The sequence below is a fragment of the Butyrivibrio sp. VCB2001 genome (assembly GCF_000423965.1).
Taxonomy (GTDB): Bacteria; Bacillota; Clostridia; order Lachnospirales; family Lachnospiraceae; genus Butyrivibrio.
The window spans coordinates 371958-397971 of the sequence record NZ_AUIZ01000001.1; the positions used below are offsets into that span (position 1 = coordinate 371958).

Consider the following 26014-nt stretch of genomic DNA (forward strand, 5'->3'; position numbering starts at 1 on the left):
CAGATGGACATAAAAAAGCGCCATCTGATACAGATGACGCTAATTACGCTTAACTAATCGACGATTCCTACGTTGGCATTATCCAAATCAGGTTTAGGGTCGTGCTCATGCACCTCTCAGCCATTATCAGCTCCCCTTGTCCGGTATTTTGTTGTTTTTGCAGGTCTTTGCGACCTTCAGTTATAGAATATATCACGCATTGTCGGCAATAGCAAGAGCACTTTCACAGATATTCAGCAATATCTCTACATTTTTTACCATGGACTGTATTGGTACATACTCAAATCTTCCGTGGGCGTTTTCATAACCTGCTGAGAGATTCGGGCACGGAAGGCCTCTGAATGAAAGAGCTGCTCCGTCGGTTCCTCCCCTGAAGGGCTCACAGACAGGCTCTATACCTGCTTTCCTGATGGCACCTTTAAGTATATCTATCATGAACGGAACGTCCTTCAGAACTTCCTTCATGTTGCTGTACTGATGGATAATCGTAAGCTTCACGCGGTCATCTCCATAGTCTGCTCCTAATTTCTCTGCGCACTCCTTAAGAAATTCCTCGCGCTTTTTGAAATTATCATGGTCAAAGTCGCGGACAAGAAGCCTTACCCTTGCATGCTCACAGTCGCTCTCGCAGGAGATCAGGTGATAAAAGCCTTCCACACCTTCGGTATACTGGGGCTTTTCTTTCTTTGGCAGCATAGCCATAAGCTCAGCTGCCATATCAACTGCATTTACCATAATGCCTTTGGCTGTTCCGGTATGTACGCTTCTACCTGTAAACTCAAACACCGCTTCCGATGCATTGAAGGTCTCATCCTCATACCAGCCAAGATGGTCGCCGTCCAAAGTGTAAGCCACCTTTGCTCCAAACCTATCAAAATCCAGATCCCTTGCAAGTCCTCCCACTTCCTCATCAGGAGTAAAGGCAATGCAAATGTCTCCATGCTTTACATCGCCGTGATCAACCAGATACTGGGCAAAAGACATTATGGCTGCGATTGAAGCCTTGTCGTCCCCACCAAGAAGTGTTGTTCCGTCAGTCAGTATAAGGTCCTGGCCAATATACATTTTGAGATTAGAATAGTCAGAAGCCTTCATGACTATGTTCTTCTCTTTATTAAGAACAATGTCTCCACCATCGTAGTTTTCCAAAACCCAGGGCTTAACATTTGTTCCGCTGGCGTCGGGAGCTGTGTCAATATGGGCAATAAATCCTATAGGCATTACCTGAGTATCCTGTACATTGGACGGAACTTTGCCGTAAACGACACACCCTTCCTCATCCAGAAATACATCGGATACGCCTATGCTTATAAGCTCATCCTTAAGCACACGTGCAAGGTCTTTTTGTTTCTCTGTTGTTGGCCAATGCCCGGTATATTCAGCAGACTGAGTATCAATCCTTGCATAGCTCATCAGTCTTTCTTTTACCTGTTCGTAAACTTCTTCCTGCTTCATAGTTAGGCCATTTCTCCTGCTACATTTATTGAATAATAATCACGTATTTCCTTTACATCCTCTGTCAGTCCAAGTATCCACATGAGCTTTGTAAGGGCTGCTTCTGTTGTCATGTCGTGAGCTTCAAGTGCACCGATTTCAAGAGCTCTTTTACCTGTCTCATAGACATCCATCTTGGTGCCTTCGTACCGGCACTGAGTTCCGACAACCACTGTGATTCCGCTCTGAATAAGCTTGTCCAAAGCGCCTATGAAGTCATGCTTGATAAAAGGCATTCCTCCGATTCCATAGGCTTCGATGTATATTCCTTTATAGCCCTGATCAGCAATAGATTCGATGAAGCTCCTGTGTATTCCGGGGAACATTTTGATCATGCAGACCTTGTCTGAATAGGTATCTGTAAGTTTGAAAATCCCTGTTCTCTCCGGAACTGCCGACGTATCAATCTTCATTCCAAGTGAGCTTATAGTAGCGATGTTAGGATAATTGATACTCTCAAACGCATCAAAGCTAAGTGACCTTACCTTTGAAGCCCTGCAGCCGAGCATTACTTTTCTGTTAAATGCCACAAATACACCCGGTATCTGGCTGGCTGCCATATGAATGGCGCATCTGCAATTCTCCATCGCATCAGCAACAGGATTAGTGATAGAGAGCTGCGAGCCGGTTATTACAACGGGAATGTTTATGTTTCTCAGCATATATGAGAGCATAGACGAGGTATATGCCAGCGTATCCGTGCCATGGATCACTACAATTCCATCATAGTCGTTACGGCACTGGCTTATTCTTTTTGCCAGCAAGCTCCAGTCCTCCGGGAAAATGTTTGCACTGTCCACTGAGCAAAAGTCCTCAATCTCAATATCAGTATCTCCCGATACCATCTGAAGCTCTTTTTGCATGTCATGGATTGAAAGTCCCGGTATAAGGCCGTTACTCTTCATTACGGCAGATAATGTTCCACCTGTATTTATGATCAATATTTTTCTACTCATTCTTACTCCTTAGTATTACTCTAGATATGCGCCCTTCATTGGGCTTACAGCATGATCGGCAAAGAGCTTTAATACGCCTTTTTTGTATCTGCTCTCTCTTGGCTGCCAGGCATCTTTTCTCTTTTTAAGGATTTCTTCTATCTCTTCAGGGGTCTTTCTTTCTCCCTTGATGCCGACGATATTTAGCTTTCGCTCCATCACATCAAGTTCTATGAGATCTCCCTCCTCGACAAGAGCAATAGGTCCACCCGATGCTGCTTCCGGAGAACAGTGACCTATTACAGGCCCCGTCGATGCTCCTGAGAATCTTCCGTCAGTTATAAGCGCTATGGACCTTCCCAGCTCTTTATCCGAGCTGATAGCTTCAGATGTATAGAACATCTCAGGCATTCCGCTGCCTTTAGGTCCTTCATATCTTATAAATACCGCATCATTTTTCTGCACCTTGTGGTGAAGCACTGCATCAAGACACTCCTCTTCAGAGTCAAAGGGTCTTGCATACAGAACAGCCTTCATCATTTCTTTCGGACATGCTGTATGCTTTATTACGGCGCCTTCCGGTGCAAGATTGCCTTTGAGGACCACGATACTTCCATCCGTTCCTATAGGATCAGTATATGGTCTTATTACATCTCTTCTTGAAATCGCAGTACCATAGCGATTGCCAAATTCTGCAAGCCCCTCTTCGCACTTCTCATAATAGCCGTTTCTCTTTAGTTCTTCCAGGTTTTCTGAAAGAGTCTTACCTGTAACAGTCATTACATCAAGATGAAGGTGATCTTTGATCTCCTCCATGATCCTCGGAACACCGCCTGCATAGTGGAAGCACTCAGCCGGCCATTGGCCTGCAGGTCTGATATTCAATATGTAATGAGCTCCCCTGTGAAGCCTGTCAAAGGTATCACCGTCTATCTCAATACCAAGTTCATGTGCAATTGCCGGCAGATGCATCAGAGCGTTTGTGGATCCTGAAATAGCAGCATGGACCAGAATGGCATTCTCAAAGCTCTTTAGGCTTAAGATATTCGATGGACGCATATCATTAGAGCCTGCTATTTCTACTGCTCTCTGTCCGGATCTGTAAGCGCAGCTTCTTATCTCTTCTCCGTCCGCAGGTAAAAGCGCACTGCCCGGAAGCGCCAGTCCCAGAGCCTCTGCCATTATCTGCATGGTTGATGCTGTCCCTATAAAAGAGCATGCTCCGCATCCGGGACATGCATTTAACTTAGCCCAGTCAAGCTCATCCCGTCCTATCTCGCCTCTCTCAAACTTTGCGCTGTACATACCGAGCTGTTCCAGAGTCAGCATCTTAGGTCCGGCCTTCATTACACCTCCCGGTACAAAAACCGAAGGTATGTCAGCTCTTAGCATACCCATCAGGTTTCCCGGAACCGACTTATCACAGCTTGCCAGAAAAACTCCTGCATCAAATGGCGTAGCATTGGCCTGGATCTCGATCATGTTTGCCATCATCTCTCTGCTGGCAAGGCTGTAATTGATCCCGTCTGTTCCCTGGCTCTCTCCGTCACACATATCGGTACAGAAATACCTGGCTCCATGGCCGCCTTTGCTCTCAATTCCCTTAATAACTTCAGCAGTGAGATTATTAAGGTGTACGCTGCCCGGATGGCTATCTCCGAAGCTGCTCTCTACATATATCTGAGGCTTTGAAAGATCCTCCGTTTTCCATCCCGTTCCAATACGCAGCGGATCAAGCTCCGGCGCAAGTTCTCTCATTTTCTGGCTCTGAAGATTCATATTTTTCATCTCCTGTCGTCCTTATGTCTATCGATGTAAGTTCCATGCATTAAAAAAGAACATCTCTCCGGATCTGCCTGTCAGAGCCATGAGTATACTCCCTGCAGATATTATTGCATCTCTAATGATGCGCACCTTGTATAAGCCCGGTACACCAGCATATAACGCCGTAGCTTTCAACAAGTATACCGTAGGCTACAGTGTAAGAGAGATCTGCGAAGATGCCCGTAAACTGGGAGTTTCACTTCCTCGCATAGAAAGTGCGCTGTAAGTCAATTATGAGAATTCATATTTCTCTCATAGCACCATCTTGCTATATCTTTTATAAGATCAAGTGGCAGTTCTTTATTATTTGGCAACTGTATAGCGCCCTTACTTGTTTTATAGTCCTGCAATCGATCAGCAAAAACCTCAATAGCTTCAGGCCCTGGATACAATCCAATATGCTTTTTGGCAGCGGCAAAATGAATAATATTTCTTCTTTCCCAAAAAGTTGGCATTCCCCACGATATGCGTTCTTCTGCATTTGGCATTGTATCACTGATTACTTTGTAAACGTCTTCCAAACGAGGACGAATCGTTTCATCTTGTTCAGCTATATATTTCTTAATTGGATTCATATTTGTATGTACATCCTTTTGATCGTTAGTTTGAACAGCCATAGAATTGATACCTTCGCTTTGCTTCATAACTAATTTCAGCTATGCCCTGTGTTCCCATATGTTCTACCACAACAGATGACACAGCACATCCATACCTGCAAGAGTCCTGCAGACTAAGGCCTATTGAAAGGCCATGGATGAATCCGGCCACAAAGCTGTCTCCTGCGCCGGTGGTATCGACAGCTTTCACATTAGAATATGCCTGAATCCTGCCTTCTTCGGAAGCACTTTTGTAGACACATCCCTCTTTCCCGCATTTGATGATCACGGTATTTGCTCCGTGTTTAATAAATATCCCTGCGCTTTTTACAGGGTCACTCTCGCCGGTTAAGATCGATGCTTCCTTCTCATTTGGAATTATATAATCGATATACTTAAGGATCGGCTCTAGGTCTTTTATCGTCTCACCATTCTTGGCTGTTGTCATGTCTGCAACGAGGATTCGAGAGGGATTTTGTTTGATTCTTTCAAACACCTCTTTCATGTCACTTACTCCAAGCTTTGGAGATACAAAGATGCTGGCAAAGCTCACAATATCTCCTGCATCTTCAAGATGTGAAAGAATATGCTCCTTGGAGAGTTTCCTTAAAGAGCTTCTAGGATTTGTAATAAAGTATCTCTCACCCTCACTGTCCACAAGGACTATATTTGTCGCCGTCGGAATTTCGGGACATACAGTTATCTTCCGGGTATCAACCTTGTTTCCATCAAGACATTTTTTCACAATCCCGCCGGCTTCATCATCTCCTAAAAGGGATATTATCTCAGTATCATTCCCAAGTCCGGATAATGTAACTGCCTCATTAAGAGCATCCCCGCCACAGGACATTCCTATGTCCCGGGCAGGCACTGATCCCTTTGTGAAAATCTCTTTATCTACTGCACCAGCGAATATATCTACTATGGCTGCACCAATAACTGTGACCTTACAACTCATACATAAACTCCTGTTACAAAAGTGGTAGTACCTTCTTCTCTATAAACTCTACCCTGTCATAGATCCTGGGCTTGAACGTACCTGTTATGCCCACGGATACGTTCCTCTCTTTACTTACATAGATTATGTTTCCACTATCTCCGATAGCTGCGTATACATCTCTGTCGTCATATGGTTTGTACCAGAGATATCCATAGCTCATATATCCCATTCTCTCACCGAGCTTAAGATGTGGTGTCAGCATATCTTTCAGGTACTCCTCGGAGATAATCCTTCTTCCGTTAAAAGAGCCGTTCTCAAGGACAAGCTCTCCGATCACCGTCATGTCTTTTGCCGACATACATAGTCCCCAGCCTGCTGTAACGCACCCCTTAGGATCTGTGTACCACTCATATTTTCTGGGATTCTTGTTCATAAAGAAATCAAACTGGTCTTCCTTGGAGCTGTCTCCGTGAGGGATCCTGGAAGGAAGTCCCAATGGGGAAAAGAGCTCTCTGTTTGCAAAATCGATGCACTTCTCTCCGGTAGCTCTTTCGATAATACCGGCCAAGATTTGGATTCCAAGAGTCGCATACCTAAACTCCCCTGTGATGCCACTACGGCCTCCCAAATTATCAAGTATTGCAAGCGTGAAGTCTTGCGAAGTGCACACTTTTTTCCAGGGCTCCGACTTTCCTTTATACGGAGCTGTCATCGTAAGCAGATGCCTTATCGTCACGTCATAGATTGTCTTCTCCCCGCGCTTAACAGTATAGTCAGGAAAAAAATCCATCACCTTCTGATCCACGTCTTTGATACAACCCTTATCCAGTGCAATTCCCGCAAGCAGCGACATAATGCCTTTGGTGACCGAGTTGACATTCATGGCATCTTCGGTCTTAAAACCATGCCAGCAATCGTCATAAGCCACCTCTCCATCTTTTATAGCATATATCTGGCAGATATTGCTCTCATTGCCGGTGCTTGCTTTAACAAACTCATGAAACTGTTCTTTATTCATCAAAAAAGCCTCCTCTTAGGTAAGATTCGGACGTCCTAAGAAAAGGCTAATATGATTAAAAATTGTTTTCAAGAAAAATCTTAAAATTATTTTATTACAGGTTCAATTCTCTTTGAAATTACTACAGCCAAAGCCAGCTTGATAAGGTCGGGAATGATGAACGGGAATACACACCATCCGAGTACTGTAAGAAGTCCTACTTCTCCGCTGCTCTTCATATAGACATGCATAAACCATGCTGTTCCGAATGCGTAGCATACTGCAAGTCCAAGAACAAGTGCTACTACCTTCATAACGATGTTCTTCTTAAAAAACTTAGTAAAAAGAATGTATATAAGACCTGTAAATAAGAAGCCGATAATATATCCGCCTGTATTTCCGAGAAGAACTCCGATTCCTCCTGAAAAACCTGCAAATACAGGAACTCCGACTGCTCCAAGGAGTACGTAAACAAGTGTTGCAAGTGTTCCTCTCTCTCCGCCCAGTGCCAGCAGAACAAAGAATACTGCGAATGTCTGAAGTGTAAATGGTACTGCTGTAGGAATACTGATCCAGGAACATATAGCTATAAGCGCTGCTCCGATTGCGATATATACCAGATCCAAAACCTTTGAATTATCTCTTGCCTTTACTGCATTTGCACTACTCATGATGTCAAATCCTCCAACAAATATTTTCATTAAATACCTAAATGAAGGTAACACACGCAAAAAAGATTGTCAACCTAACACTCTATATAAGTTGACAATCCAATATCTTCTCAATTATTCTCGCTATCAGCTTATTTTTGGTAATAGTAGCTTTCCCTGCGGCAAACAAACTGGATGCTCTTTCCTTCACATCTTCAGGAAAGCTGTTTATATCCGAATCGAAGTTAATTCCTATTCCTGCAACAATCCACTGGAGAGTTCCACTGTCAAACTCACTTCCCGACTCAAGAAGTATTCCGCATATCTTTTTACCATCGACATACAGATCATTGATCCCGTCTATATAAGTCTCTATCCCGGTAAGCTCTTTTATAGCGCTTATCACGGAGTTTCCGACAAAAGAGGTAACTTCCTTATAGTCGGTACTGAACAAAAAATCAGGCCTTAGGACAATGCTCATATAGAGCCCTCCTTCCGGCGAAAAGAAAGTATGATCCTTTCTGCCCCTTCCACCTGTCTGGGTAGCAGCAACTATGACTGTTCCGTGAGATGCTCCATTCACCGCAAGCTCTTTTGCCTTATCGCTTGTGGATTTCAGGCTGTCATAGACGTATATATCCGCCTTATCATAATCCATGGGCAAAGAGGCTTTTATACCCTCAGCGGATATAATATCGTTATTCTCGGTAAGCTTATATCCTTTGTTGCTGACTGCCTCAATGCAATAGCCTTTTTCTCTAAGATCTTTTATGGCTTTCCAAATTGCATTTCTCGAAACGCCGCACTCACCGGCTATCTCTTCTCCGGAAGTGTATTTAGTTTTGTTGGATTCAAGTATAAACAGCACTTTTTCTGATGTACTCATTTTGCCTCATTCTTTATTCCAGTGATTCAAGAAACCTTTGAATCTTATTATACCGCTCATTCATCGCCTTATGTGCAGGATCCGGAATCCAGCTTCCGTTGTGATGATGCACGGTATAACTTAAGTCCGAACTGTAGATAATACCTGTGTCGAAGCTTTTTCCGGTCAGCACCTCGAAGGGATAGACCGTGATGTCCTCTACAAACTGAAAGCCTCCGTCTTTTTTTAGGCCATGCTTTTCTATTACCTGAGTGTAACGCACCGGGCAGGTGGAATTATCCCAGGTTCCATCCTCCTTAAGGTAGGGTCTTTTTTCATAACTCTCACAGATTTCCTTAATGATCGGATGCCCGGGCCTTGAGCCCATTCCTGAGCCGCATTCTATTCTATCCAATGACTCGAAACTCATATAGGCATCATTATAAAGCAGATCATCAATTGGGCGAAGCATCTCAACATCCAGGTCCATATAAATGCCACCGTATCTGTAGAGCAAATCTGCTCTTGCATAGTCCGACGCAAACGCCCAGTTTTTGTGCTCTATTGCCTGTTCAAAGAAAAGACACCGATCAGGCTTATAGGTCTCAATGTTCCAGATCTTTATCTCATAATCCGGAGCATATTTTTTCCAGGACTCAAGACATCTAAGGTAGAGCTCAGGCATCGGATCGCCCGAAAACCAGATCGCATGAATGAGCTTTGGAATAACCGGCTTGTCTTCCTTTCGATAATTCAAAGGTGGCTTTTTAACTGATAAAAGAAGCATATCCTCATAAAGAGCTTCAAGATAAATGGACGGGACAGCTTCGAACATAGAAAGTCTCTCATCGGCTTTCAGCTGGCCAAGTATCTCCTCATATCCGGTAACTGCGATCAGAATAACAGTTTTATCGCTGTCCATCTGTGCCAACTTTTCTTTATCTGAAGCATCTGCAAATCCTTTTAGATTTTCGATCAGACCACTCTTTTGCAAAAAAGGATAAGTGATATTTCTGTAATGCTTTCCATTTCCCCAGCAGATTATATCTTTAGTTTTCAGCTTTTCAAAATATCTTTCGATTTTGTTCATGTCACCGGCTTAATTGACTTTCTCCACTTAACTCTGGCACCGATCTTGAAATTATCGAAATTCCCTGTGCCGTCTATAATGTCCGCAAGTGCCTGCATTGCAAGATAGCCTCTCTCATAGTTGGGAACGCTCACCGTTGTAAGCCCCAGATATTTGGACATTATCACATCATCAAATCCGCAAACAGAGATATCTTCGGGAACTCTTATGCCGTTTTCCTGAAACTTTCTTATGGCGCCTATAGCCATCAGGTCGTTGGCACACACTAACACCTCAGGCATCTTAGGCTGCAGCATTATCAACCTCGCAGCTGCTGCACCACTCTTCTCTGTCCAGTCCCCTTCATATAAGAGATTTCTGTTAAAAGAGATATCGTTTTCCTTTAATACGTCTCTAAATGCCCTGTATCTCTCCCTGTTGTCATCCGAATCTATACCACCCAGAAAGGCAAAAGACCTAAAGCCCGAATCCACAAGCTTTTCAACAAGTGTTCTCTCGCTCTCATAGTTTCCGGTCACCATGTTTTTTATCAGCTTATGGGGCATCTGACGATCAAGTGTGACCATTGGAATTCCTTTGTCGGCAATCTTTAGGATTGTCGCATCATCCGTACTCCAGTCCATGATAATACAGCCGCAGATACTGTCTGAATCGGCATATTTTGAAAAGTTCTCCTTAGTACATATCAGGAGGTTGAAATCTTTTTTAACAGCATAATCACTTATGCCGTGAAGAACATCAAAGTAGAATTGCGCGTCAAAATCACTGAAGTTGATAGCAACTGTATTCTTCTTTCTTTTGTGAACCATCTCTTCAGCTCTTTTGGGGACATACCCAAGTTCTCTGGCAGCTTCAAGGATTCTGTCCCGTGTCTGCCTACCCACGTTATTTTTGTTGTTTAAAACATTTGATACAGTAGTCGGCGAAACGCCACATTTGTCAGCTATGTCCTTTATCCCCACCATTTTATCTCTACTCATACAAAACTCCTGAAAAAAAGCCTCTTCTTAGGAAAAACATCCTAAGAAAAGGCTAATATGACTACAAACTGTTTTCAAGAACTTTTTTACTTTTAAACCTCAATTACCGTGAATGTATCCCGACTCTTTTTTGATTCATAAAGAGCTTTATCCGCAGTTGCGATCAGATTATTTACAAGCTCTGTTCCGTAAGCGCCTCCGAAGCTCATGGTAATCTGCACTTCAGGACTGCCTTCAAGTGTAATCTTTTTTACTGCTGACCTAAGATATGACAGCTTATTCTCAAGATCCTCCTTGGTAATATCAAAGAATACCATCATAAACTCGTCACCGCCGTAGCGGATGACCACGTCATCTTTTCGAACCGACTGTTCCAGGATTGAAGCAACTTTTTTGATTGCTTCATCACCACTTCTGTGGCCTGCTGTGTCATTGACTTCCTTAAACAGATCGATGTCTGCCATAACCACTGCATGGCATGGCTCGTAAACGAGCTTTTCATCCAAGAACCTTCTGTTACGGACTTTTGAAAGAGAATCAACATATATCTCAGCTTCAAATTCAGAGATCTTTTTCTGCTGAGCCAGACTCTGCAGCTTGGCATCTGTGGTATCCATACAACCATAGACAATGTGAGCCAGGCTTCCGTCCTCATTCCTGTCTCCCACCATAAAGACTCCGTTGAACCAGCGATTTGCGCTCTCGCTGTAAAACTCCATGGTAGTAGATCCGTGCTCATCAACGGCTGCAAGGATTTTATCCTCATCAAGCCAATCATATAAGTCTTTGCGGAAGCTCTCTGCAACTGATGAGTCAACATTGTTTTTAAGGAACTGCAGAGCATCCGGATTCTTTGGAGCCATATCAACATATTCATTGCTGCTGATCATGCGATAGCTCATATCCCGTACATCAATAAACAGTGAGAAATTGAAGACTTTTCCAATAGCCTCAATGATCTTTATATGTTCCTCTCTCTCCTGTTGTGCTGTGATATCGCGATAGCATCCCATATAAATTTCAAGAGAGCCGTCATCAGGACGCCTTATAAATCTTCCCGCTCCGGTAACCCATATGATACTGCCGTCTTTCTTTTGCATACGGTAGGTGGCGTGAGTAATGTCCGGAAGTTCACGATGCATTTTTACTGAGTCCCAGAACAGCTTGACAATGCCATCTCTTTCTGCGGGAACAAGAGTCTTAACCCAGCTGTCGAACTCGTTGGGAAGATCTTCTAGTCCGTCGTATCCAAGCATTTGTCTGGTCTCATCATTAAACTCAAAGCTCAGCAGATTCTCGTCGCGATCAAAAGTACAGAAATACATACCGGCTTTTAAGCCCTTTGCAAACATGTCCTCTCTGAATTTCGCGATTCTATATTTGCTGTTAGCTTCATCTATCCTTCGATTACACTCATTTATAAGTTCACGCTGATCTTCAGGATATTCAGAAGCATCAAATAAAGGTGTCACATCAGTTACATCAATGCTTGCTTCAGCGACAAACTGACCTACACCTTTATCTAAAGTATTCACTACTGCAGAATTATCCATATGGCTCCTTCAAATCAATCATCAATTTAAAGTAATATTTTAACCCATATATCAATAATACCACATTTTTAACCAAATGACTGACTTTTTAAGTGCCTCAATGGTCTTAGTTTCAAGAACGCATCTGGCATTTCTCTCCTTTGCCAGATTGAGTCTATCCTTTATATCTATTTCGCCATCTCGAAGAGCCAGATGATTCCTGGGCGGATTCTCCGAGCCATCATGGATATGGAAATGAATCAAATGATCCTGATGACTCATTATGAAGGGAACGTCTTTTTCACCGATGGCTTTTGAATGGCCTATATCCCAGGTAAGACCAAACCTTGGACTATCCAGCAAAAACTCTATTGCTTTCTTTTCATATTCACGAAATCCGTCTGTGTTTTCTACAGCAATTCTGATGTCACTGTCCCCGATCCACTCCTCACATTTTTCACGGAATACAGAAAATGACTTCATGTAGGTGTCAAAATCACGGTCATACATCTGTACTTTTCGATCAGGCAATGTGATGTATATTCCATGGTGCATGTGCATGTTGAGAGTGAGGGGCTGACTCGCGTCGCCATAAAGGTCACGCAGCGGTAAAAGAGCTTTTGCCACCTCTATAGAGCGCCTGACCGTTTCAAGATATGCTTCCGAAACCAGACGGTTAAAATCTGCAATGTTCAGGTTTTCATCAAGATGAATGGTATAGTAGATTCCTGCTTTATCTGCCAGTTCTATAAGGCGATCAGTCTGCTCCAATTCGTCAACCTGATATTCAGGAAAGTTCATGTTTAATTCTATGAAGTTAAGACCAAGACTCTTGCAAAGACTAATATTGTCCTCCAGAATTTTGTTCTCAATAAGTGTTGGCATTCCAAACTGAATCATACATTGCTCCTCATTTAATCATGCATGCGTTATAGCCTGCATCATATATTCATCGTCGCAACTATTCTCAAAAAATTTTCCCTGAACAAAAAATGTAGTATCTTCCTCATGAAGCTCGCTTTTTTCAAAACCACTAGTGTCCTTTGGGGTAAAGCAAAGGATAACTTTTTTCACCTGAGATCCAAATGCCCTGATCACTTCATCTACTGCCCCATTCCCGATGATGGTATGTAAGATAAGTGTATCACCCTCCATTTCAGCAATGGCATAGCTACCACATTCCTCAATATAGAACAATTTTTCCGTCATAAACTGTGAAAGATAGAACATATATAGTCCGGAATTCCCTACCATATACAACTGTGCGTTCTGCTCATTTGTATCAAGGATCTTAATAGCCCTGTCAAAATCTGCCTTACCATTAAGCGGAATATTTTGGGCTTTGTATTCACCGGATATTGTCACTTCTTTTGTATACTGATATTCCTTTGCTTCTTTAAAACCAAATTTAGGATAAAACTCAAGTACAGAATCATTGGCGAAGAGGTAGATTCCATCAACTTTTCCGTCATAATCTTTAATAACCTCTTCCATCAAGGCTCTGGCATAACCTTTTCCTCTGTGGTCAATGTCCGTCATGATTGTTCCAAGCTGTATCAGCTTTACAATTTTACCCTTATAATTCATATTACAGGCGTTTACTGAAACATTCGATACAACCTCTCCATCTATCACCACAGAATATGGAATGTAGTTGTCCTGCCAAAATCCGTTCTGGTACCAGTTCTCGAAGTTAAGCCCAAAGGTCTTTTCAGCCAGTCTGTTAAATGATGCTCTAAGCGCATCATTGTTTCTGTAATTCTTTTCTATACAATAATTCATGATTTCATTCTCCATTAATTCCACCTTCAACTCTTCTTATCATAACATAACCGCTTTTCCTCCGAATAAAAAACAGCCCCTCTCATATAACTATTTGCCGTGACAGATGCAAAATATCATACGTTGACAACATCCGTTTTTAATGATAAGATTTCTCATATTTCCCATGAGGGAGTAGCAAGCGTTTTAACGTAACAAGTCAACATACTGGCTTTGGCCTGGCTTGTTTTAAATTGCGAGACTCATGTATAGTTGTTTAAGGAAAACTATGCATGCTGTCATTTTTAGAAAGAACGACCAAGTATAGTTTTCTGTACTTGGTCTTTTTATTTTTCTTTTTGTTAGGAGATAGATTATGGGCTTATTTGAAGTACTGCTTTTGGCAGTAGGTCTGGCGATGGATGCGTTCGCGATCTCTATTTGTAAAGGTCTTGCAGTAGGCAAGGTCACAAAGAAAGAGTATCTCTTGTGTGGCGTATGGTTTGGAACATTTCAGGGAGTTATGCCTCTTATAGGTTATCTGGTGGGTTCCAATTTTGTTAAGCTGATCAGCATGGTAGCGCCATGGGTGGCTTTTATTCTACTATCACTGATTGGTGGCAATATGATCAAGGAAGCGCTTGGTCCGGATGAGGAAGTATCACCGGGATTCGATGTTAAGACGATGTTCATGATGGCTGTAGCCACAAGTATTGATGCTTTGGCGGTTGGCATCACTTTTGTAGCTGTACCGGTTGAGATCGTTGATTCAGGAAAACTTATCAATGTTGTGATTGCAGTAATCATAATCGGAGTCATTACTTGTATCATTTCAATGGCAGGAGTTAAGATAGGCAGCGTTTTCGGGGATCGATACAAGGCAGGATCCGAGATCATGGGCGGAACAATTCTTTTGTTCATTGGATTCCGAGCACTTATAACACATTTGGACAGCGCTAATACACTCTCCGACACCGAGACAATCTTTGGAATGCTGATTCCTCTTGTCGGAACACTCCTGGGCTCGCTGATCATCTATGCTCAGAAGGCTCAGCTCTCGGACAAGATGAGGGCTGTACTGGTTGGATTCAGTTCAGGTATTATGCTCTCAGCTGCAGTCTGGGCTATGATAGAGCCTGCAGTTAAAGGTTTTGACACCAATGTACATAAGGGAATCATTCCTGTAACCATATTCTTTTGTGTAGGCGTGCTCTTCCAGATTCTTCTTGATAAATTCATACCACACACGCATGTTTATTCCGATATAACCGAAGGTCCGGAAAGTGAATTAAGCCCCAAAATAAAGGCTGTGCTGAAGGAAGTGATCCATCATGTTCCCGAAGGAATAGCACTTGGAACTATTTACGCGGCTCACTTCATGGAGACTGAATGGATATCATCATCGGTTGCACTTGTTCTGGCTATTGCCATTGCACTACAGAATATCCCGGAAGCGCTCAACGTTTCACTTTGGCTTAGAGAAGCAGGAACGAAAACCGGCAAGGCATTTCTTATGGGAGTTGTATCCGGTGCACCAATACCGCTTCTCGGTATTATCACGGTTGTACTGGTTGTTTTATTCCCCGGACTTCTGCCATATATAATGTCAGTTTCCGGTGGAGCTCTTGTTTACACTACCATTGAGGAAATTCCTCAGATAGCCCTTAAACAAGACAACGACAGAGGTGCACTCACCTTCGCAGTAGGCTTTGCAGTTGTTATGTTAATGATTTTTCTTTAATAGAATTGTTTTAAAAAAAGGTACGTTCTTCACGTACCTTTTTTGATCAACCATTAATTCACCTTATTTTTTCAACAGCTTTTTCGCCTTTGAGCACCACTTAAGGTACGCCTCATAGGTATCAATTCCAAATGTCACAGTCAGATAGTAGAAAACATGGTCTTCTTCATCAAGCACTTTTTCCAGATTTTCTTTGTACATATTGAGCACCGCCAAATTTCGCTTAATATCTTCCTCAAAAATCTCAATGTTCCTGACTGTGATGCTCCTGTCCGCAGCTCCGCCAAAATACAGCTTAAGCAGAGTTTCATATTTAAGCTCATTGGAAACCTGTGTTTCTTCCAGCCATGATCTCAAAGCCTTGGTTCCCTTGCTAGTTATATGGTAAGGAATCTTCTCACGTCCACCGGTCTTAGAGTTCTTCTTTTTGGAAATGAGCCCCTCTTCCTCCATTGAACTCAGCGCAGGATAAATATTTCCAAAACTACCTTTCCAGAAAAATCCTATCGCTCCGTCCAGTCTCTTTTTTATATCATATCCGGTCAGATCTTCATGGGATAAAAGACCTAAGATCACAACGTCTATTTTCCTATCCTTGGCCATATTTCTTTCTCCTGATCACTTCCAAGTAAACTTATATTGCAGGACTGATTTAGGGCATTCATCGACGCATGCTCCACACTGGATACACTCAGTGCATTTAGCATTTTTGTCGGCTTTAACAAGCTCTTTTACATCAAGCCCCATTGGACATACTCTGCTACACTTTCCGCAAGAAATGCATTTATCCCTGTCTGCTTCAATATGAAGCTGCGGCAGATGGAGAAGCCTACCAATACTGCTTCCGATTACCATAAACGGCGCCATCCAGCAAATATAATGGCACGCTGCTCTTCTACCGTGGATAAGTGCCGGTATCAACAATAAAAATATGACGCCATAGTAGATTACATAGTTATATATGCTTGCAATAGATATGCCATGGTCTGTCATGTAAAAAGGATTTATACGCACGTCATTCTTACCCATCACGAATGTAGCGATTACTGCGCATATCCAGATGATCCATATCACATATTTGATTTTATCACGTTTCCCCTGCTTTGCAGAATTGTCATTTATCCGAAGTGCACATTCCTGGAGCCCTCCTGCTGGGCAAAGATACCCACACCAAACTCTTCCGAAGAATATTGAAAAGACAAACATCGCTGCAAATACAATAAAGCTGCCGTTTATGACATGTTCCATAGCTGCATTAATGATCAGGTACGGCGAGAAATACCACATTGTAATTGGGAAAAGAAGTAATGATATCAATAGGATTGTTTTTCTTATTCTTTGTCGCATAACTATAATCTCCTTTTGCATAAAACATATATCATTTTGATATATCTGTTTGATATATTATATCTATTGTCATATTATGTCAACAAAGAAAAACAGACCCGAATTTCACTTATTCGGATCTGTTTTACACTCTATAACAATCGCAGATGCAATTATTACCGCGAATATGATTACTATCGCAAAAAGAGTCTTAAATAGCATTCTCATTGTCTATCCCCTCAAGGTAGGCCACAATAGGCTCTATGAACTTTATGTCAGATATATCATAGGATGATGCCATCTTCTCAGCCATTCCCTTTTCCTTCTCAGTAGCATCTTTCTTATTCTTAAGGGTTGATACAAACATCTTCATTGCAAGCCTTGAAGGAGCCTTCATCTTTTCATAATTAAAGCCGCCCTGGCAATAGAATGCTTTTATGTACTTCTTCTGCTCATCCGTTAATACATTCTGAAGAAACACATCAACATCCGGGTTGTCATTGGGGCTGCCACCTACGCAGAACATAGCAAGACGCTTATCCTTCCAGTTACCAGCCTTTTCAAAGAACCATTTCACCTTAACAACATTTCCTGCCATAGCCCATCCACCATAGCAGATTGAATCATAGTTTTCAAAGTAATCAGAGCTCTTCTTCTGAGCATCCTTAAGATCAAGCAGATCTCCGCCTGTTCTGTCTGCGAGCCACTGTGCATATCTCTTTGTAAATCCTGTCTGGGATGTGTAGATTATAAGTGTTTTCATAATTCACTCAGATTCCTTTCCATTTTCATTATTGTCTGTATGGTAGTCTGCAGGCTCTTTTCATCGATTCCTTCAAAGATACGGCCAATCACATACCGGCTCTGCTGACCGTTATTGTCATTCTGTTCCAAAAAAGCCCTGCATTTATCAGTGACGAATATGCGCTGCTTTCTCTTGTCTTTTTCATCAGGTGTAGCTGAAACAAAGCCTTTTTTCTCAAGCTTTAACAGAATCTGCTTAACATTCTGATGTGAACTGCCCATTACATCTGAAAGCTCATTAAGTGTAGGTGGCTCCTTGCATAAGTTTATGCAGATTATGGCAAAGAACTGCTTCCAGGTGATCTCCTTGAAATACGCATCAGCAGCTGCCTGATACCTATTGTCAAATGCACTTAGAAGTCCCAGTAAAAAAGGCTGTGGAGGCATATCACCGAACTTCACCTTCTCAATATTCATCACTTCATCGTAGTTCATAAAAGTACCTCATTAAAATATGTAACATATTACCTATGTAAATAATGTAATATGTTACATATTTTTTGTCAACTATTTTTCTAAGATAAAAGTCATCTCTTCTTAGAGGCAGGTAATTCCTCATATATAGCCTCTACAAGTTCTCTGAGAAACTCCCTGTCATCAACATCGTCCACAAGGATCATCTCTTTTGCTCCTTCATACGGAAGCTCCATATCCGCATCGGGCATCATGGTTTTGGCGGATTTTGTAGGCTTTACCAGAAAGCGATCATCATAGATACCGCCAAACACCTTGCCTCGATAATACAGGATATATTCTCCCATCATTGAACGATGCGTTATCTCATTAAGACCGGATAGCTGCTCTAATATGAATTCCAAATAATCTTTGCTCGATGCCATAATTATTCCTCCGGATCCTTCCAGAATCCACCCTTGTGAAAATTCTCATTTCCAAGTGGCTCCGCTGTTAATCGAAACATAACACAACCATCCGGGCAAACTATCGTCTTGCTATATTTACCGTAGCCACCCAGATTTTCAAGATCACCGCCACTCCGTCACACTATCCAAACAGCATATCTGCAGCCTTTTCCAGTTCTCTTCTCTCTTGAGAATCATCATAACCGCTTTCCTTGTCATCAATCCCCTTTACCGGATCGATCAAAAACAGGCCGTCACGGTTGCAGTAGAAGAATATCCTTCTGACTCCCCTGATCTTAAACCGTGCTTCAGCGCTCCCTTCCGGATAGAGCTTCACCATCTGCATATCATCGGATGAAGCCGCCGCCACAAACGAAATATAATGCTCCTTTGTCATGCTGTGATCGATACGCACATAATATTCATCTTCAACACGCTCGATAAAAACCATGTGACGCTCATCTGTTGGTTCCGCCTCTAAAGGCATGAGCTGGATACCGTGACAATGGATAGCCGCCTCCCCCATACTGTGTATCACATTACCGCAGATTGGACAAACATAGAACTTCGACCGCAGCATATTTGCGGATACATTCGCATTGTGAATGGTATTACCCGATATCAGCTCTGTAACTGAAATCTTAAATGCCTTCGCTATAGGCTCCAGCAGAGTAATATCCGGCAATCCTCTCAGGTTTTCCCATTTTGAGATACTTTTGTCAGTTACTCCCAGCCTTTCTGCCAGCTGAAGCTGTGTCATCTTGTTCTTTTCTCGCAATTCCTTAATAACTGCACCTGTAACATATTGGTTCATTTTCGTTCTCACCTCCATGCACAGATTGTAAATCAGATTTTCTAATGATGGTACCTACGGAGAGTAGAGTTGAAGTTATTATCTTCCGATTTAATCTATTTAGAAAAACTGTAAGTTTCCAATCTATCTTTCAGCAACAAACCTATAAAGTTCTACGTTCCCGTCTCTTTCAGTTGATTCAATATTAAAATCACATTTTTCAGTATAAAACTTTACATTTTCTTTCTTGTCTATCGGTGTTACTAAAGTGAGCCTTTCCCAATCCTCATAAAATGTCTTTATAAATCGAATTGCCTATGTCCCGATTCCTTTGCCCTGATACCTGGGAATAACACATAAACACCCCACCTCATACACTCCTTTTTCCAGGTTTATACACGATACACAACCAATAGGTTCATTATCGCAAAGTATGATGTGTTTCAGATATTTGCTGATCGACTCTTCCATCATCTCTTTTGTCTGCCCATATCCCGGGCACGAACCATATCGCACATAATCATCATAAAAAGAAGCATTATAAATATTTACCAATAGCTCAGCGTCTTCTATAACCGCTTGTCTGTATTCTATCTTCATAATATATAAACACCTCAGACTCCGATTTATCATCCCGGAAGCTAATTCTTCTCAAACACGATATTATTTACCTGCTCCGTGAGATATAATTCCGTATCTGTCTCTACCAGATCATAGCTGTCTATTACATCCTTATCATGTTTCCTCAGCACTTCCTCGTATCCGTATGCCGTATCCTTCTTTTTGGGAAATCTTATTGAGCTGTCAAAACTGTCCACAGTAACGAGCCCCTGCCTGCTACAAATTGCATTCCACTCTTCCTTGGTATAAAACTTAATATGCCCATCCTTCTTAAGCCGCATATAATCATCAACAAATCTTTTCGAATCACATTCGTTAGGGCATGGATCTGAAATGAAGAATTTACCACCATTCTTTAAAACTCTGCTCACTTCACCAACGCTATGCTCTATATCAGGAAAATGATGCAAAGCGTATCTTGTCACTACAAGATCAAAGGTATCATCTTCAAATGGAAAATCGATTCCGTCATAACTTACAAACGACAGATTTTTAATTCCTTCGACATCTGCTCTTGTTCGGTTTGCCTCAAGTGCGGCATTCACGATATCCAACCCGATCACATCACAGCAGGGATTGTTCTTCGCAATAGGAAAAGAAAGATATCCACTCCCGGTTCCGAGGTCGAGAATCCTCATTCCATCACTTATTTTCAAAAATCCGAGTATTTTTTCCAAATGCTCTGTATCTTGTGTCTGTCTGTTATAAAAGTCACCTGTAGCAAAGCTTTCTTCAAACCCTTTCCGGGTATCATTTATACTTTCTTTGATGTCCATGGCATCATCCTTCCTCACATTAGTCAATTATTCACAAAGTTATATGTTCTTACAAAAATCAATTATTTCAGATTTCCTCGGCTCAACATTCTCCTTATACTCAATCGAAGTAAGTCCAAGATGGCCTGAACATTCAATATGTAAATGTCCATAGAAATGCTCAATACTCTGAATTATCCTTTCGCACTCATGCATACCGGGGCCTGTTCTGAGAGCAATCGTATATCCCTTTTTCCCTTCCCTGATAGATGCATGCGGTTCATGCGTATCACACCATGGAGTGCATCTGTCTATGAATGCCTTATACTGTCCCGGGATATCTGCCCAGTATGATGGAGAAACCGAAACAATGATATCTGCATCATCAAACGCATCCATGATTTTTAGGATGTCATCATCCATAACACACTTCGCTGTGCTGTGGCAAGATCTGCAGCCTTTACAGAACTTAAAATAATAGTCGTCTATACATATACATTTTGTATCATATCGAGTGGAGATTTCCTTTTCGATAATACTTGCGATTTCTGCTGTGGCTCCTGTTTTTACCGGACTGCAGTTAATGATCAATGCTCTCATATTATAAGAATCCTTTCCCGATCTCATACGCTTTCTGAAGATTTGCATCCCAGTTTTTCTTTCGAAGTTTATTTTCTCTCGAAGTGTTGTCAAAAACTATGAATTCCATCTGCTTTGCACGTCCAAACAGCCTGTCACCAAGCATGACTTTCTTCATGCTATCCAGAAGGCCTAACTCTTCAAGCCGTTCAATCGGATTTCCTGCTGAGCACAGGATTAATGCTTTATCAAGTACCTTCATAGTCTTTTCGCCGTATGCGAATCCATAAGACCACACCCTGTCAAACCAGCCAACCAACTTAGCCGGTGCCTCTGTCCAGAAAACAGGATAAATAAATGCTATCGCATCTGCAGAATTGATCTTCTCTTGCTCAATAAGCACATCTTCCGCTACATTTGGCGTGTTCCTATAGTTGGCGTCCCTAAGATACTCTTCCTCTGTCATATCCGTCTGAAAGCCCATCTTATAAAGATCTGATATGATATATTCGTTTCCGGAATCTGTTATACCCTTAATAAACGCATCACACATATTCTTTGTAAAAGAATCCTCTGATGGATGACAATAAACGATGAATACTTTCATTTCTTACTTAACCTCTTTGTTCTATATCAATTTCTTTTGTGTTCATTTTCATTCCTCTTTTCGATATTCATCCAGAAATAATTTCAGCGATATCATTTCAAAGACATCACATAAATCTGGCAGGGATTTGCCTCATCCCAAAGTAGTGGGAATACTTCGAACTCCTTGAATCCACAGCTTTGGTAAAACAGATTTGTCCTGTCATAATCCTCATACATACCCATCTTCACAGTCTTGACCTGCATGAACTCATACCCATGAGCCTTGGCAGCTTCTCTCGCCGTCTCTACAAGTTGCCGACCTATTCCGCTCCTGTGATATTCTTTTAAAACTCCCATAACTGCCAGTTCAACAGTAGCCTTTCCTGTTTCTTTTAAGCAAAGGAATCCAATAGCCTCATCTTCTTCCTTCGCCGCAAAGAATGTCCAGTCGGCACTACCTGAAATGTATTCTTCTCTGCTCTCTTCTATTCCAAACCAGTCAGTGAGAGCTTCCAGCACTTTTCTTGCGATGACCTGTTTTTCTTTTGGATCTATAATCTCAACAACCATTATTCTCTATCCTTTTCACCCTTTTCAAAATCCCATTGCAGTGGCAGCAATCCCGGCCTTTTCCTTACCAACAAGCATTTCCAGTAATGTAATTGCAACATGCGGAGCTGTTTCAGGACAAAAACTTGTTATTATGTTCTGATCGATCACAACACTCTGGTCGGGTATCACCTCTGCTCCAAACTCAGCAAGCTGCTTCTGTCTTCTGCCATCTCCCAAATGATAAGTTGTAGCTTTCCTTCCCTTTAGCACGCCACTTGCGCCAATCGGAAGCGCCCCAACACAGATAGAAGCTATATATTTATGTGCACTGTCAAATTCTCGAATGAGATCTAAGAAACGTTCATCATAAGCATCTTCGTAAAATCCGAATTCTTCAAATCCACCGGGAATTGCAAGTGCATCGTATTCGGAGAAATCTATCTCATCATAGGTCTTATCAACAATAACCGGGATTCCAAACGTAGATACAACAGTCTTAGTAAAACCTGCAGTAACCACTTCAACCTTCATGCCATGATCATTTCTTGCCCATCCCATCACATCGACAAATGGCGCAAACTCCATGGTTTCAAATCCCTTACAACAAAACAACAATACTTTCATTCATTTCCTCCCATCGCGGACCACTTTTCAAGAACCGAATATAGTTCGTCAAAAGAGGCAGCCACATAATCTATTTCATATTCAATCATAGATTTCTCAATGTCCCCCGAAGGCATAAACCAGACGGAATCTATGGAAGCATTTTTCGCACCCAGCATATCTGACGAGAGCGAATCTCCTATCATGATGCATGATGATTTTGGTTCCGCAATCCTCTCCAAGCAAATGTCGAAAAATGCTGCATCCGGCTTTGTTACTCCCATGTCTTCGCTGATAAACAAATAATCTATATACTTATCAAGCCCCGTAGACGCTATCCTGCCCTTGGCATTTATGGTTGCACCGTTTGAGGCGATATAGATCCTGGCATCCGGAATATTGTCTTTTACTCTTCTAATAAATTCCAATGCGCCATCTATTAAGACACCATTCACAGACATTGTCCTGATGAAATCACCGTTAATCTTCAGAGGATCAATGTTCGTCGCATCTCCTTCGCACAGCGAAAAAATGTATTGAAATCTTTTAGTAAAGAGCTCCGGCCTTGTGATGGTTCCTTTTTCCAGTTCCAGCCACAACTCTTTGTTGTAGGTTTTAAACGCTTGATATATCTTTTCAGAAAAAGACAATCCATTAGCCCTTAATACTATTCCGAGTGCTTTATGTTCAGAAGCATGGAAATCCAGCAATGTCTGATCCAAATCAAACAGAAAGTTATGATGCATTTATTTACTCCTGCTTTGCAAAGTAATGTTCCTTGGCGTAAGCAAACATCTCATTGAAATTCTTTATTGCCTCTTTTCCTGTAGGATGCTTTGGTTCGCTCATATCAAATGCATGATACATTCCTTCGTAGACATCAACTTTCGCTTCTACGCCTGCAGCCTTAAGATCATCTATATACTTCAGTGCCTCGCAATAGAAGGGCTCTGCTGTACAAACAAATGTATAAGCAGGTGGAAGGTTTGAATAATCAGTCTGCCTTGAAGGAGCTGCATATGGAGACACCTCATTCTTTGCATCTTTTCTCAAATACACAGCCCAGGCCTGATGGTTTCTTTTGGTGTTCCAGACCTTGGCGTGATTATCTCTGGAGCTTTCTGTATCGAAATTGTCGATCATTGGATACAGCGGCATTTGAAAAGCGATTTTCACTTCGCCCTTATCTCTTGCCAGCATTGAGATAGCAGCAGCAAGTCCTCCGCCGGCGCTCTCTCCGCCAACCATTATCTGGTCAGGGTTTATTCCAAGCTCTTTTGCATGATTCTTAATATACAAAAGCGTGGCATAGCAATCGTTAAGTGCTGTCGGATAAGGATGAAACAGCGACAGATGATACCCCGGAGCTATTACAACCGCGCCGTGATTTCTCACAAGGTCTGCTGCCCTTCCGATATAAGCCATCTCCTTCATGCCTGTCATGTATCCGCCGCCATGGATCCACATAACCCCTGGAGCATTTTCCGGCTCAGATAAGGGCTTTAATATCAAAAGAGGAATCCTCAGCCCATTAGCGTCGATATGAATCCGCTTACTGCGAATCCCTTTAGTGTTAAAACTGTACATTCGGCAATTCACCTTTCTGCCATTTTTCTATATAGTCTGACTGCAATAACTACACTTACCGCAGTCCAGAATGCAGCCCAGACTTCAACTGACCAAAGCGGAACAGCGCCTCTTTGATATAGCGCGGCAAAAGTATCCATCAGCATGTGCAAAGCAATTGCCAGTGGAAGATATCTCTTTTCCCCACTAACCACACCGTAAAATACAATGACAGTGAGCGAAATATGTAAAAGCATTGCAAGTAATCTCTCGATAACATTCATGGCCATCATACCGTAATCAAAGGCCGCAGCAGCCTTAACTGTAGGAAGCGCAGCTGCAGCGGTTTCTTCTGTGATATTAAGTGCTGCCAGCGCAACGTCTAAAGGCCCATTAGTGAACATTACTGCAACCACAAGGCAAGTAATTATCGAAGGAAGAATGACTCCCAATATCTCTATACCGCCATGACCTATGCCGTACAAAACCGCATTTTCACGGGTGCGATTCTTTTTCATAATATATTTAAGAACAATATGCCTACCGCACTCTTCAAAGACGCCTGCCATCGTGACTCCGTAAAGTACGTATGCAGCTGTGCTTCCGCTGATAAACCTTGAAACGGAATTGTCCATGATGATGCAGAAATAGTGCACTCCAAGCTCCAAGACACGTGCCGAAACCATAAAGCCGAGGGCTCCGGCTATCAGATAGCTGATATTTGTCTTCTGTTTATTTTTAACTAGCCAATAAATGCAAAGAAAGGCAGTCATCGCAACAATTAAGATAATCGTGATAACCAGTGCCGGGATACTGCTCTTCCCCATTACAATATTCTCAAATTCTTTCATTATTTTTTCCTCCCCTTAAACAAATTCATATCTCTCCAAAAAAACATCTATATGCTTCTCAATTGTCAAAAGAGCCTCTTTCTTCTTCCTTGGCTCTCTATCCAGGAGCTGTACCATGATCGTGATCGGGGATATAAATTCAAGCGCAATAATATCTGCATCCCCTTGCATCATCTGTCCGCGTTCCATCATCTTTTTGAAAATCGATGCATAGATGCTCTGAAGATACGTGAGCTGATGCCTGGTTGTGAGCCTCGCCAGTGTGGCATTTCTGTACTGCTCCATAGTTATGAGCCTTCGCATCTTTTTAGCCGTGTCATTTTTCAGCGTGAACTGCAAAGCTTTCAAAACATATGCCTTAAGCTCAGCTCCTGAATTAATCATGTCAGGCAATTTTTCGTTTATTCCCATGCCTTTTTTGTACTCATCTTCCGAACAGTCAATAACTGCTTTTAAGAGATCCTCTTTGTTCTTGAAGTATTTATATATGGTCGGTCCCTTAATACCGATGGACTCAGCGATCTCATCAACACCTGTCCCATCGTATCCCTTTTCAGAGAAAAGATCTCTGGCTGCCCGAATCAAAGGTTCCTTAGCGTTAGTTCTTGCCATATAGCCCCCTTTATTGCCCCGTGTTTTCTAACTATCGTTACCAATTATATTCTAACGCTCGTTCACTGTCAAACAACTCGGCACATTTAGCCATTCCTC

General features: G+C 42.1%; 31 protein-coding genes, 1 pseudogene and 1 riboswitch. Of the genes and pseudogenes, 2 read left to right on the top strand and 30 right to left on the bottom strand.

Features of this window, described 5'->3' with window-relative positions:
* Window positions 1–46: 46 nt before the first annotated feature.
* A riboswitch (TPP riboswitch) is annotated at window positions 47–147 on the bottom strand.
* 45 nt (window positions 148–192) lie between these two features.
* From pepT to ilvD, 3 genes are read right to left on the bottom strand one after another with little or no spacing between them, the layout of a single operon-like run.
* Complete coding sequence (gene pepT, locus G589_RS0101625) at window positions 193–1455, bottom strand: peptidase T (RefSeq protein WP_026520846.1); 1263 nt, start codon at window positions 1453–1455, stop codon at window positions 193–195.
* A 2-nt stretch (window positions 1456–1457) separates the two neighbouring features.
* Entirely contained in the window at window positions 1458–2450 is a 993-nt protein-coding gene (locus G589_RS0101630) for an asparaginase (RefSeq protein WP_026520847.1), read from the bottom strand.
* 15 nt (window positions 2451–2465) lie between these two features.
* Window positions 2466–4208, bottom strand: a complete 1743-nt coding sequence (ilvD, locus tag G589_RS0101635) for a dihydroxy-acid dehydratase (protein WP_026520848.1) — start codon at window positions 4206–4208, stop codon at window positions 2466–2468.
* Window positions 4209–4296: 88 nt separating this feature from the next.
* Between ilvD and G589_RS21795 the strand changes: the two genes are divergently transcribed.
* Window positions 4297–4479 (top strand): hypothetical protein, encoded by a 183-nt coding sequence (locus G589_RS21795; protein WP_155832481.1) that lies wholly within the window; start codon window positions 4297–4299, stop codon window positions 4477–4479.
* 1 nt (window position 4480) lies between these two features.
* Here the strand turns inward: G589_RS21795 and G589_RS18505 are convergent, their stop codons facing one another.
* The 10 genes from G589_RS18505 to G589_RS0101685 form a co-directional block, all read right to left on the bottom strand.
* On the bottom strand, window positions 4481–4870 hold the full coding sequence (locus tag G589_RS18505; protein ID WP_051192112.1) for an iron chaperone: 390 nt from the start codon (window positions 4868–4870) through the stop codon (window positions 4481–4483).
* On the bottom strand, window positions 4854–5807 hold the full coding sequence (locus tag G589_RS18510) for a carbohydrate kinase family protein (RefSeq protein ID WP_051192113.1): 954 nt from the start codon (window positions 5805–5807) through the stop codon (window positions 4854–4856). The genes G589_RS18505 and G589_RS18510 overlap by 17 nt, the downstream gene beginning before the upstream one ends.
* A gap of 13 nt (window positions 5808–5820) precedes the next feature.
* Window positions 5821–6807 (bottom strand): serine hydrolase domain-containing protein, encoded by a 987-nt coding sequence (locus tag G589_RS0101650; protein WP_026520849.1) that lies wholly within the window; start codon window positions 6805–6807, stop codon window positions 5821–5823.
* An 86-nt stretch (window positions 6808–6893) separates the two neighbouring features.
* Window positions 6894–7457 (bottom strand): biotin transporter BioY, encoded by a 564-nt coding sequence (locus G589_RS0101655; protein ID WP_026520850.1) that lies wholly within the window; start codon window positions 7455–7457, stop codon window positions 6894–6896.
* Window positions 7458–7539: 82 nt separating this feature from the next.
* Window positions 7540–8322 carry a biotin--[acetyl-CoA-carboxylase] ligase gene (locus G589_RS18515; protein ID WP_035775065.1) on the bottom strand — a complete coding sequence of 261 codons (783 nt, stop codon included), beginning with the start codon at window positions 8320–8322 and terminating at the stop codon, window positions 7540–7542.
* Window positions 8323–8335: 13 nt separating this feature from the next.
* Window positions 8336–9391: a glycosyltransferase family 32 protein gene (locus tag G589_RS18520; RefSeq protein WP_051192114.1), complete on the bottom strand. Its 1056-nt coding sequence runs from the start codon at window positions 9389–9391 to the stop codon at window positions 8336–8338.
* Window positions 9388–10371 (bottom strand): LacI family DNA-binding transcriptional regulator, encoded by a 984-nt coding sequence (locus tag G589_RS0101670; protein WP_081668895.1) that lies wholly within the window; start codon window positions 10369–10371, stop codon window positions 9388–9390. The genes G589_RS18520 and G589_RS0101670 overlap by 4 nt, the downstream gene beginning before the upstream one ends.
* A 92-nt stretch (window positions 10372–10463) precedes the next feature.
* Window positions 10464–11924, bottom strand: coding sequence for a sensor domain-containing diguanylate cyclase (locus G589_RS20825; protein ID WP_026520852.1), 1461 nt, complete (start codon window positions 11922–11924; stop codon window positions 10464–10466).
* A gap of 51 nt (window positions 11925–11975) precedes the next feature.
* The gene (locus G589_RS0101680) at window positions 11976–12803 is read right to left on the bottom strand and encodes a sugar phosphate isomerase/epimerase family protein (RefSeq protein ID WP_242826399.1); all 828 of its coding nucleotides are present in this window, start codon (window positions 12801–12803) and stop codon (window positions 11976–11978) included.
* 18 nt (window positions 12804–12821) lie between these two features.
* Window positions 12822–13685: a GNAT family N-acetyltransferase gene (locus G589_RS0101685; protein ID WP_026520854.1), complete on the bottom strand. Its 864-nt coding sequence runs from the start codon at window positions 13683–13685 to the stop codon at window positions 12822–12824.
* Window positions 13686–14040: 355 nt separating this feature from the next.
* On the opposite strand from G589_RS0101685, the gene G589_RS22365 reads away from it, so the two are divergent.
* The gene (locus tag G589_RS22365) at window positions 14041–15405 is read left to right on the top strand and encodes a manganese efflux pump (RefSeq protein ID WP_081668896.1); all 1365 of its coding nucleotides are present in this window, start codon (window positions 14041–14043) and stop codon (window positions 15403–15405) included.
* A 63-nt stretch (window positions 15406–15468) separates the two neighbouring features.
* On the opposite strand, the gene G589_RS0101695 is transcribed toward G589_RS22365, so the two are convergent.
* From G589_RS0101695 to G589_RS0101775, 17 genes and pseudogenes are all read right to left on the bottom strand, one after another.
* On the bottom strand, window positions 15469–16008 hold the full coding sequence (locus tag G589_RS0101695) for a PadR family transcriptional regulator (RefSeq protein WP_026520855.1): 540 nt from the start codon (window positions 16006–16008) through the stop codon (window positions 15469–15471).
* A gap of 15 nt (window positions 16009–16023) precedes the next feature.
* The gene (locus tag G589_RS0101700; protein ID WP_035775068.1) at window positions 16024–16752 is read right to left on the bottom strand and encodes a 4Fe-4S binding protein; all 729 of its coding nucleotides are present in this window, start codon (window positions 16750–16752) and stop codon (window positions 16024–16026) included.
* 190 nt (window positions 16753–16942) lie between these two features.
* Window positions 16943–17494, bottom strand: coding sequence for a flavodoxin domain-containing protein (locus G589_RS0101710; protein WP_026520857.1), 552 nt, complete (start codon window positions 17492–17494; stop codon window positions 16943–16945).
* On the bottom strand, window positions 17491–17970 hold the full coding sequence (locus G589_RS0101715; RefSeq protein WP_022763612.1) for a MarR family winged helix-turn-helix transcriptional regulator: 480 nt from the start codon (window positions 17968–17970) through the stop codon (window positions 17491–17493). The genes G589_RS0101710 and G589_RS0101715 overlap by 4 nt, the downstream gene beginning before the upstream one ends.
* A 92-nt stretch (window positions 17971–18062) precedes the next feature.
* Entirely contained in the window at window positions 18063–18374 is a 312-nt protein-coding gene (locus tag G589_RS0101720; RefSeq protein WP_026520858.1) for a TfoX/Sxy family protein, read from the bottom strand.
* A 2-nt stretch (window positions 18375–18376) separates the two neighbouring features.
* Window positions 18377–18532: pseudogene (locus G589_RS21800) on the bottom strand (TIGR04076 family protein); the annotation flags it as partial.
* 5 nt (window positions 18533–18537) lie between these two features.
* Window positions 18538–19209, bottom strand: coding sequence for a helix-turn-helix domain-containing protein (locus G589_RS18535; protein WP_081668237.1), 672 nt, complete (start codon window positions 19207–19209; stop codon window positions 18538–18540).
* A 294-nt stretch (window positions 19210–19503) separates the two neighbouring features.
* Window positions 19504–19788, bottom strand: a complete 285-nt coding sequence (locus G589_RS22205; protein ID WP_242826400.1) for a GNAT family N-acetyltransferase — start codon at window positions 19786–19788, stop codon at window positions 19504–19506.
* A gap of 41 nt (window positions 19789–19829) precedes the next feature.
* Entirely contained in the window at window positions 19830–20585 is a 756-nt protein-coding gene (locus G589_RS0101735) for a class I SAM-dependent methyltransferase (RefSeq protein ID WP_026520859.1), read from the bottom strand.
* Window positions 20586–20624: 39 nt separating this feature from the next.
* Window positions 20625–21164 (bottom strand): flavodoxin family protein, encoded by a 540-nt coding sequence (locus G589_RS0101740; protein WP_026520860.1) that lies wholly within the window; start codon window positions 21162–21164, stop codon window positions 20625–20627.
* Window position 21165: 1 nt separating this feature from the next.
* Window positions 21166–21750, bottom strand: a complete 585-nt coding sequence (locus tag G589_RS0101745; protein WP_026520861.1) for an NAD(P)H-dependent oxidoreductase — start codon at window positions 21748–21750, stop codon at window positions 21166–21168.
* Window positions 21751–21842: 92 nt separating this feature from the next.
* A complete protein-coding gene (locus tag G589_RS0101750) occupies window positions 21843–22301 on the bottom strand; it encodes a GNAT family N-acetyltransferase (protein ID WP_081668897.1) in 459 nt (152 codons plus the stop codon).
* Between the two features lie 24 nt (window positions 22302–22325).
* Window positions 22326–22907 (bottom strand): DJ-1/PfpI family protein, encoded by a 582-nt coding sequence (locus tag G589_RS0101755; protein WP_026520863.1) that lies wholly within the window; start codon window positions 22905–22907, stop codon window positions 22326–22328.
* Entirely contained in the window at window positions 22904–23632 is a 729-nt protein-coding gene (locus G589_RS0101760) for a YjjG family noncanonical pyrimidine nucleotidase (RefSeq protein WP_026520864.1), read from the bottom strand. Before G589_RS0101760 ends, G589_RS0101755 begins: the two co-directional genes overlap by 4 nt.
* Window positions 23633–23636: 4 nt before the next feature.
* Window positions 23637–24473: an alpha/beta hydrolase gene (locus tag G589_RS18545; protein WP_035775071.1), complete on the bottom strand. Its 837-nt coding sequence runs from the start codon at window positions 24471–24473 to the stop codon at window positions 23637–23639.
* Between the two features lie 8 nt (window positions 24474–24481).
* The gene (locus G589_RS0101770; RefSeq protein ID WP_026520865.1) at window positions 24482–25303 is read right to left on the bottom strand and encodes a YhfC family intramembrane metalloprotease; all 822 of its coding nucleotides are present in this window, start codon (window positions 25301–25303) and stop codon (window positions 24482–24484) included.
* 15 nt (window positions 25304–25318) lie between these two features.
* Window positions 25319–25915, bottom strand: coding sequence for a TetR/AcrR family transcriptional regulator (locus tag G589_RS0101775; RefSeq protein WP_026520866.1), 597 nt, complete (start codon window positions 25913–25915; stop codon window positions 25319–25321).
* Window positions 25916–26014: the final 99 nt, after the last annotated feature.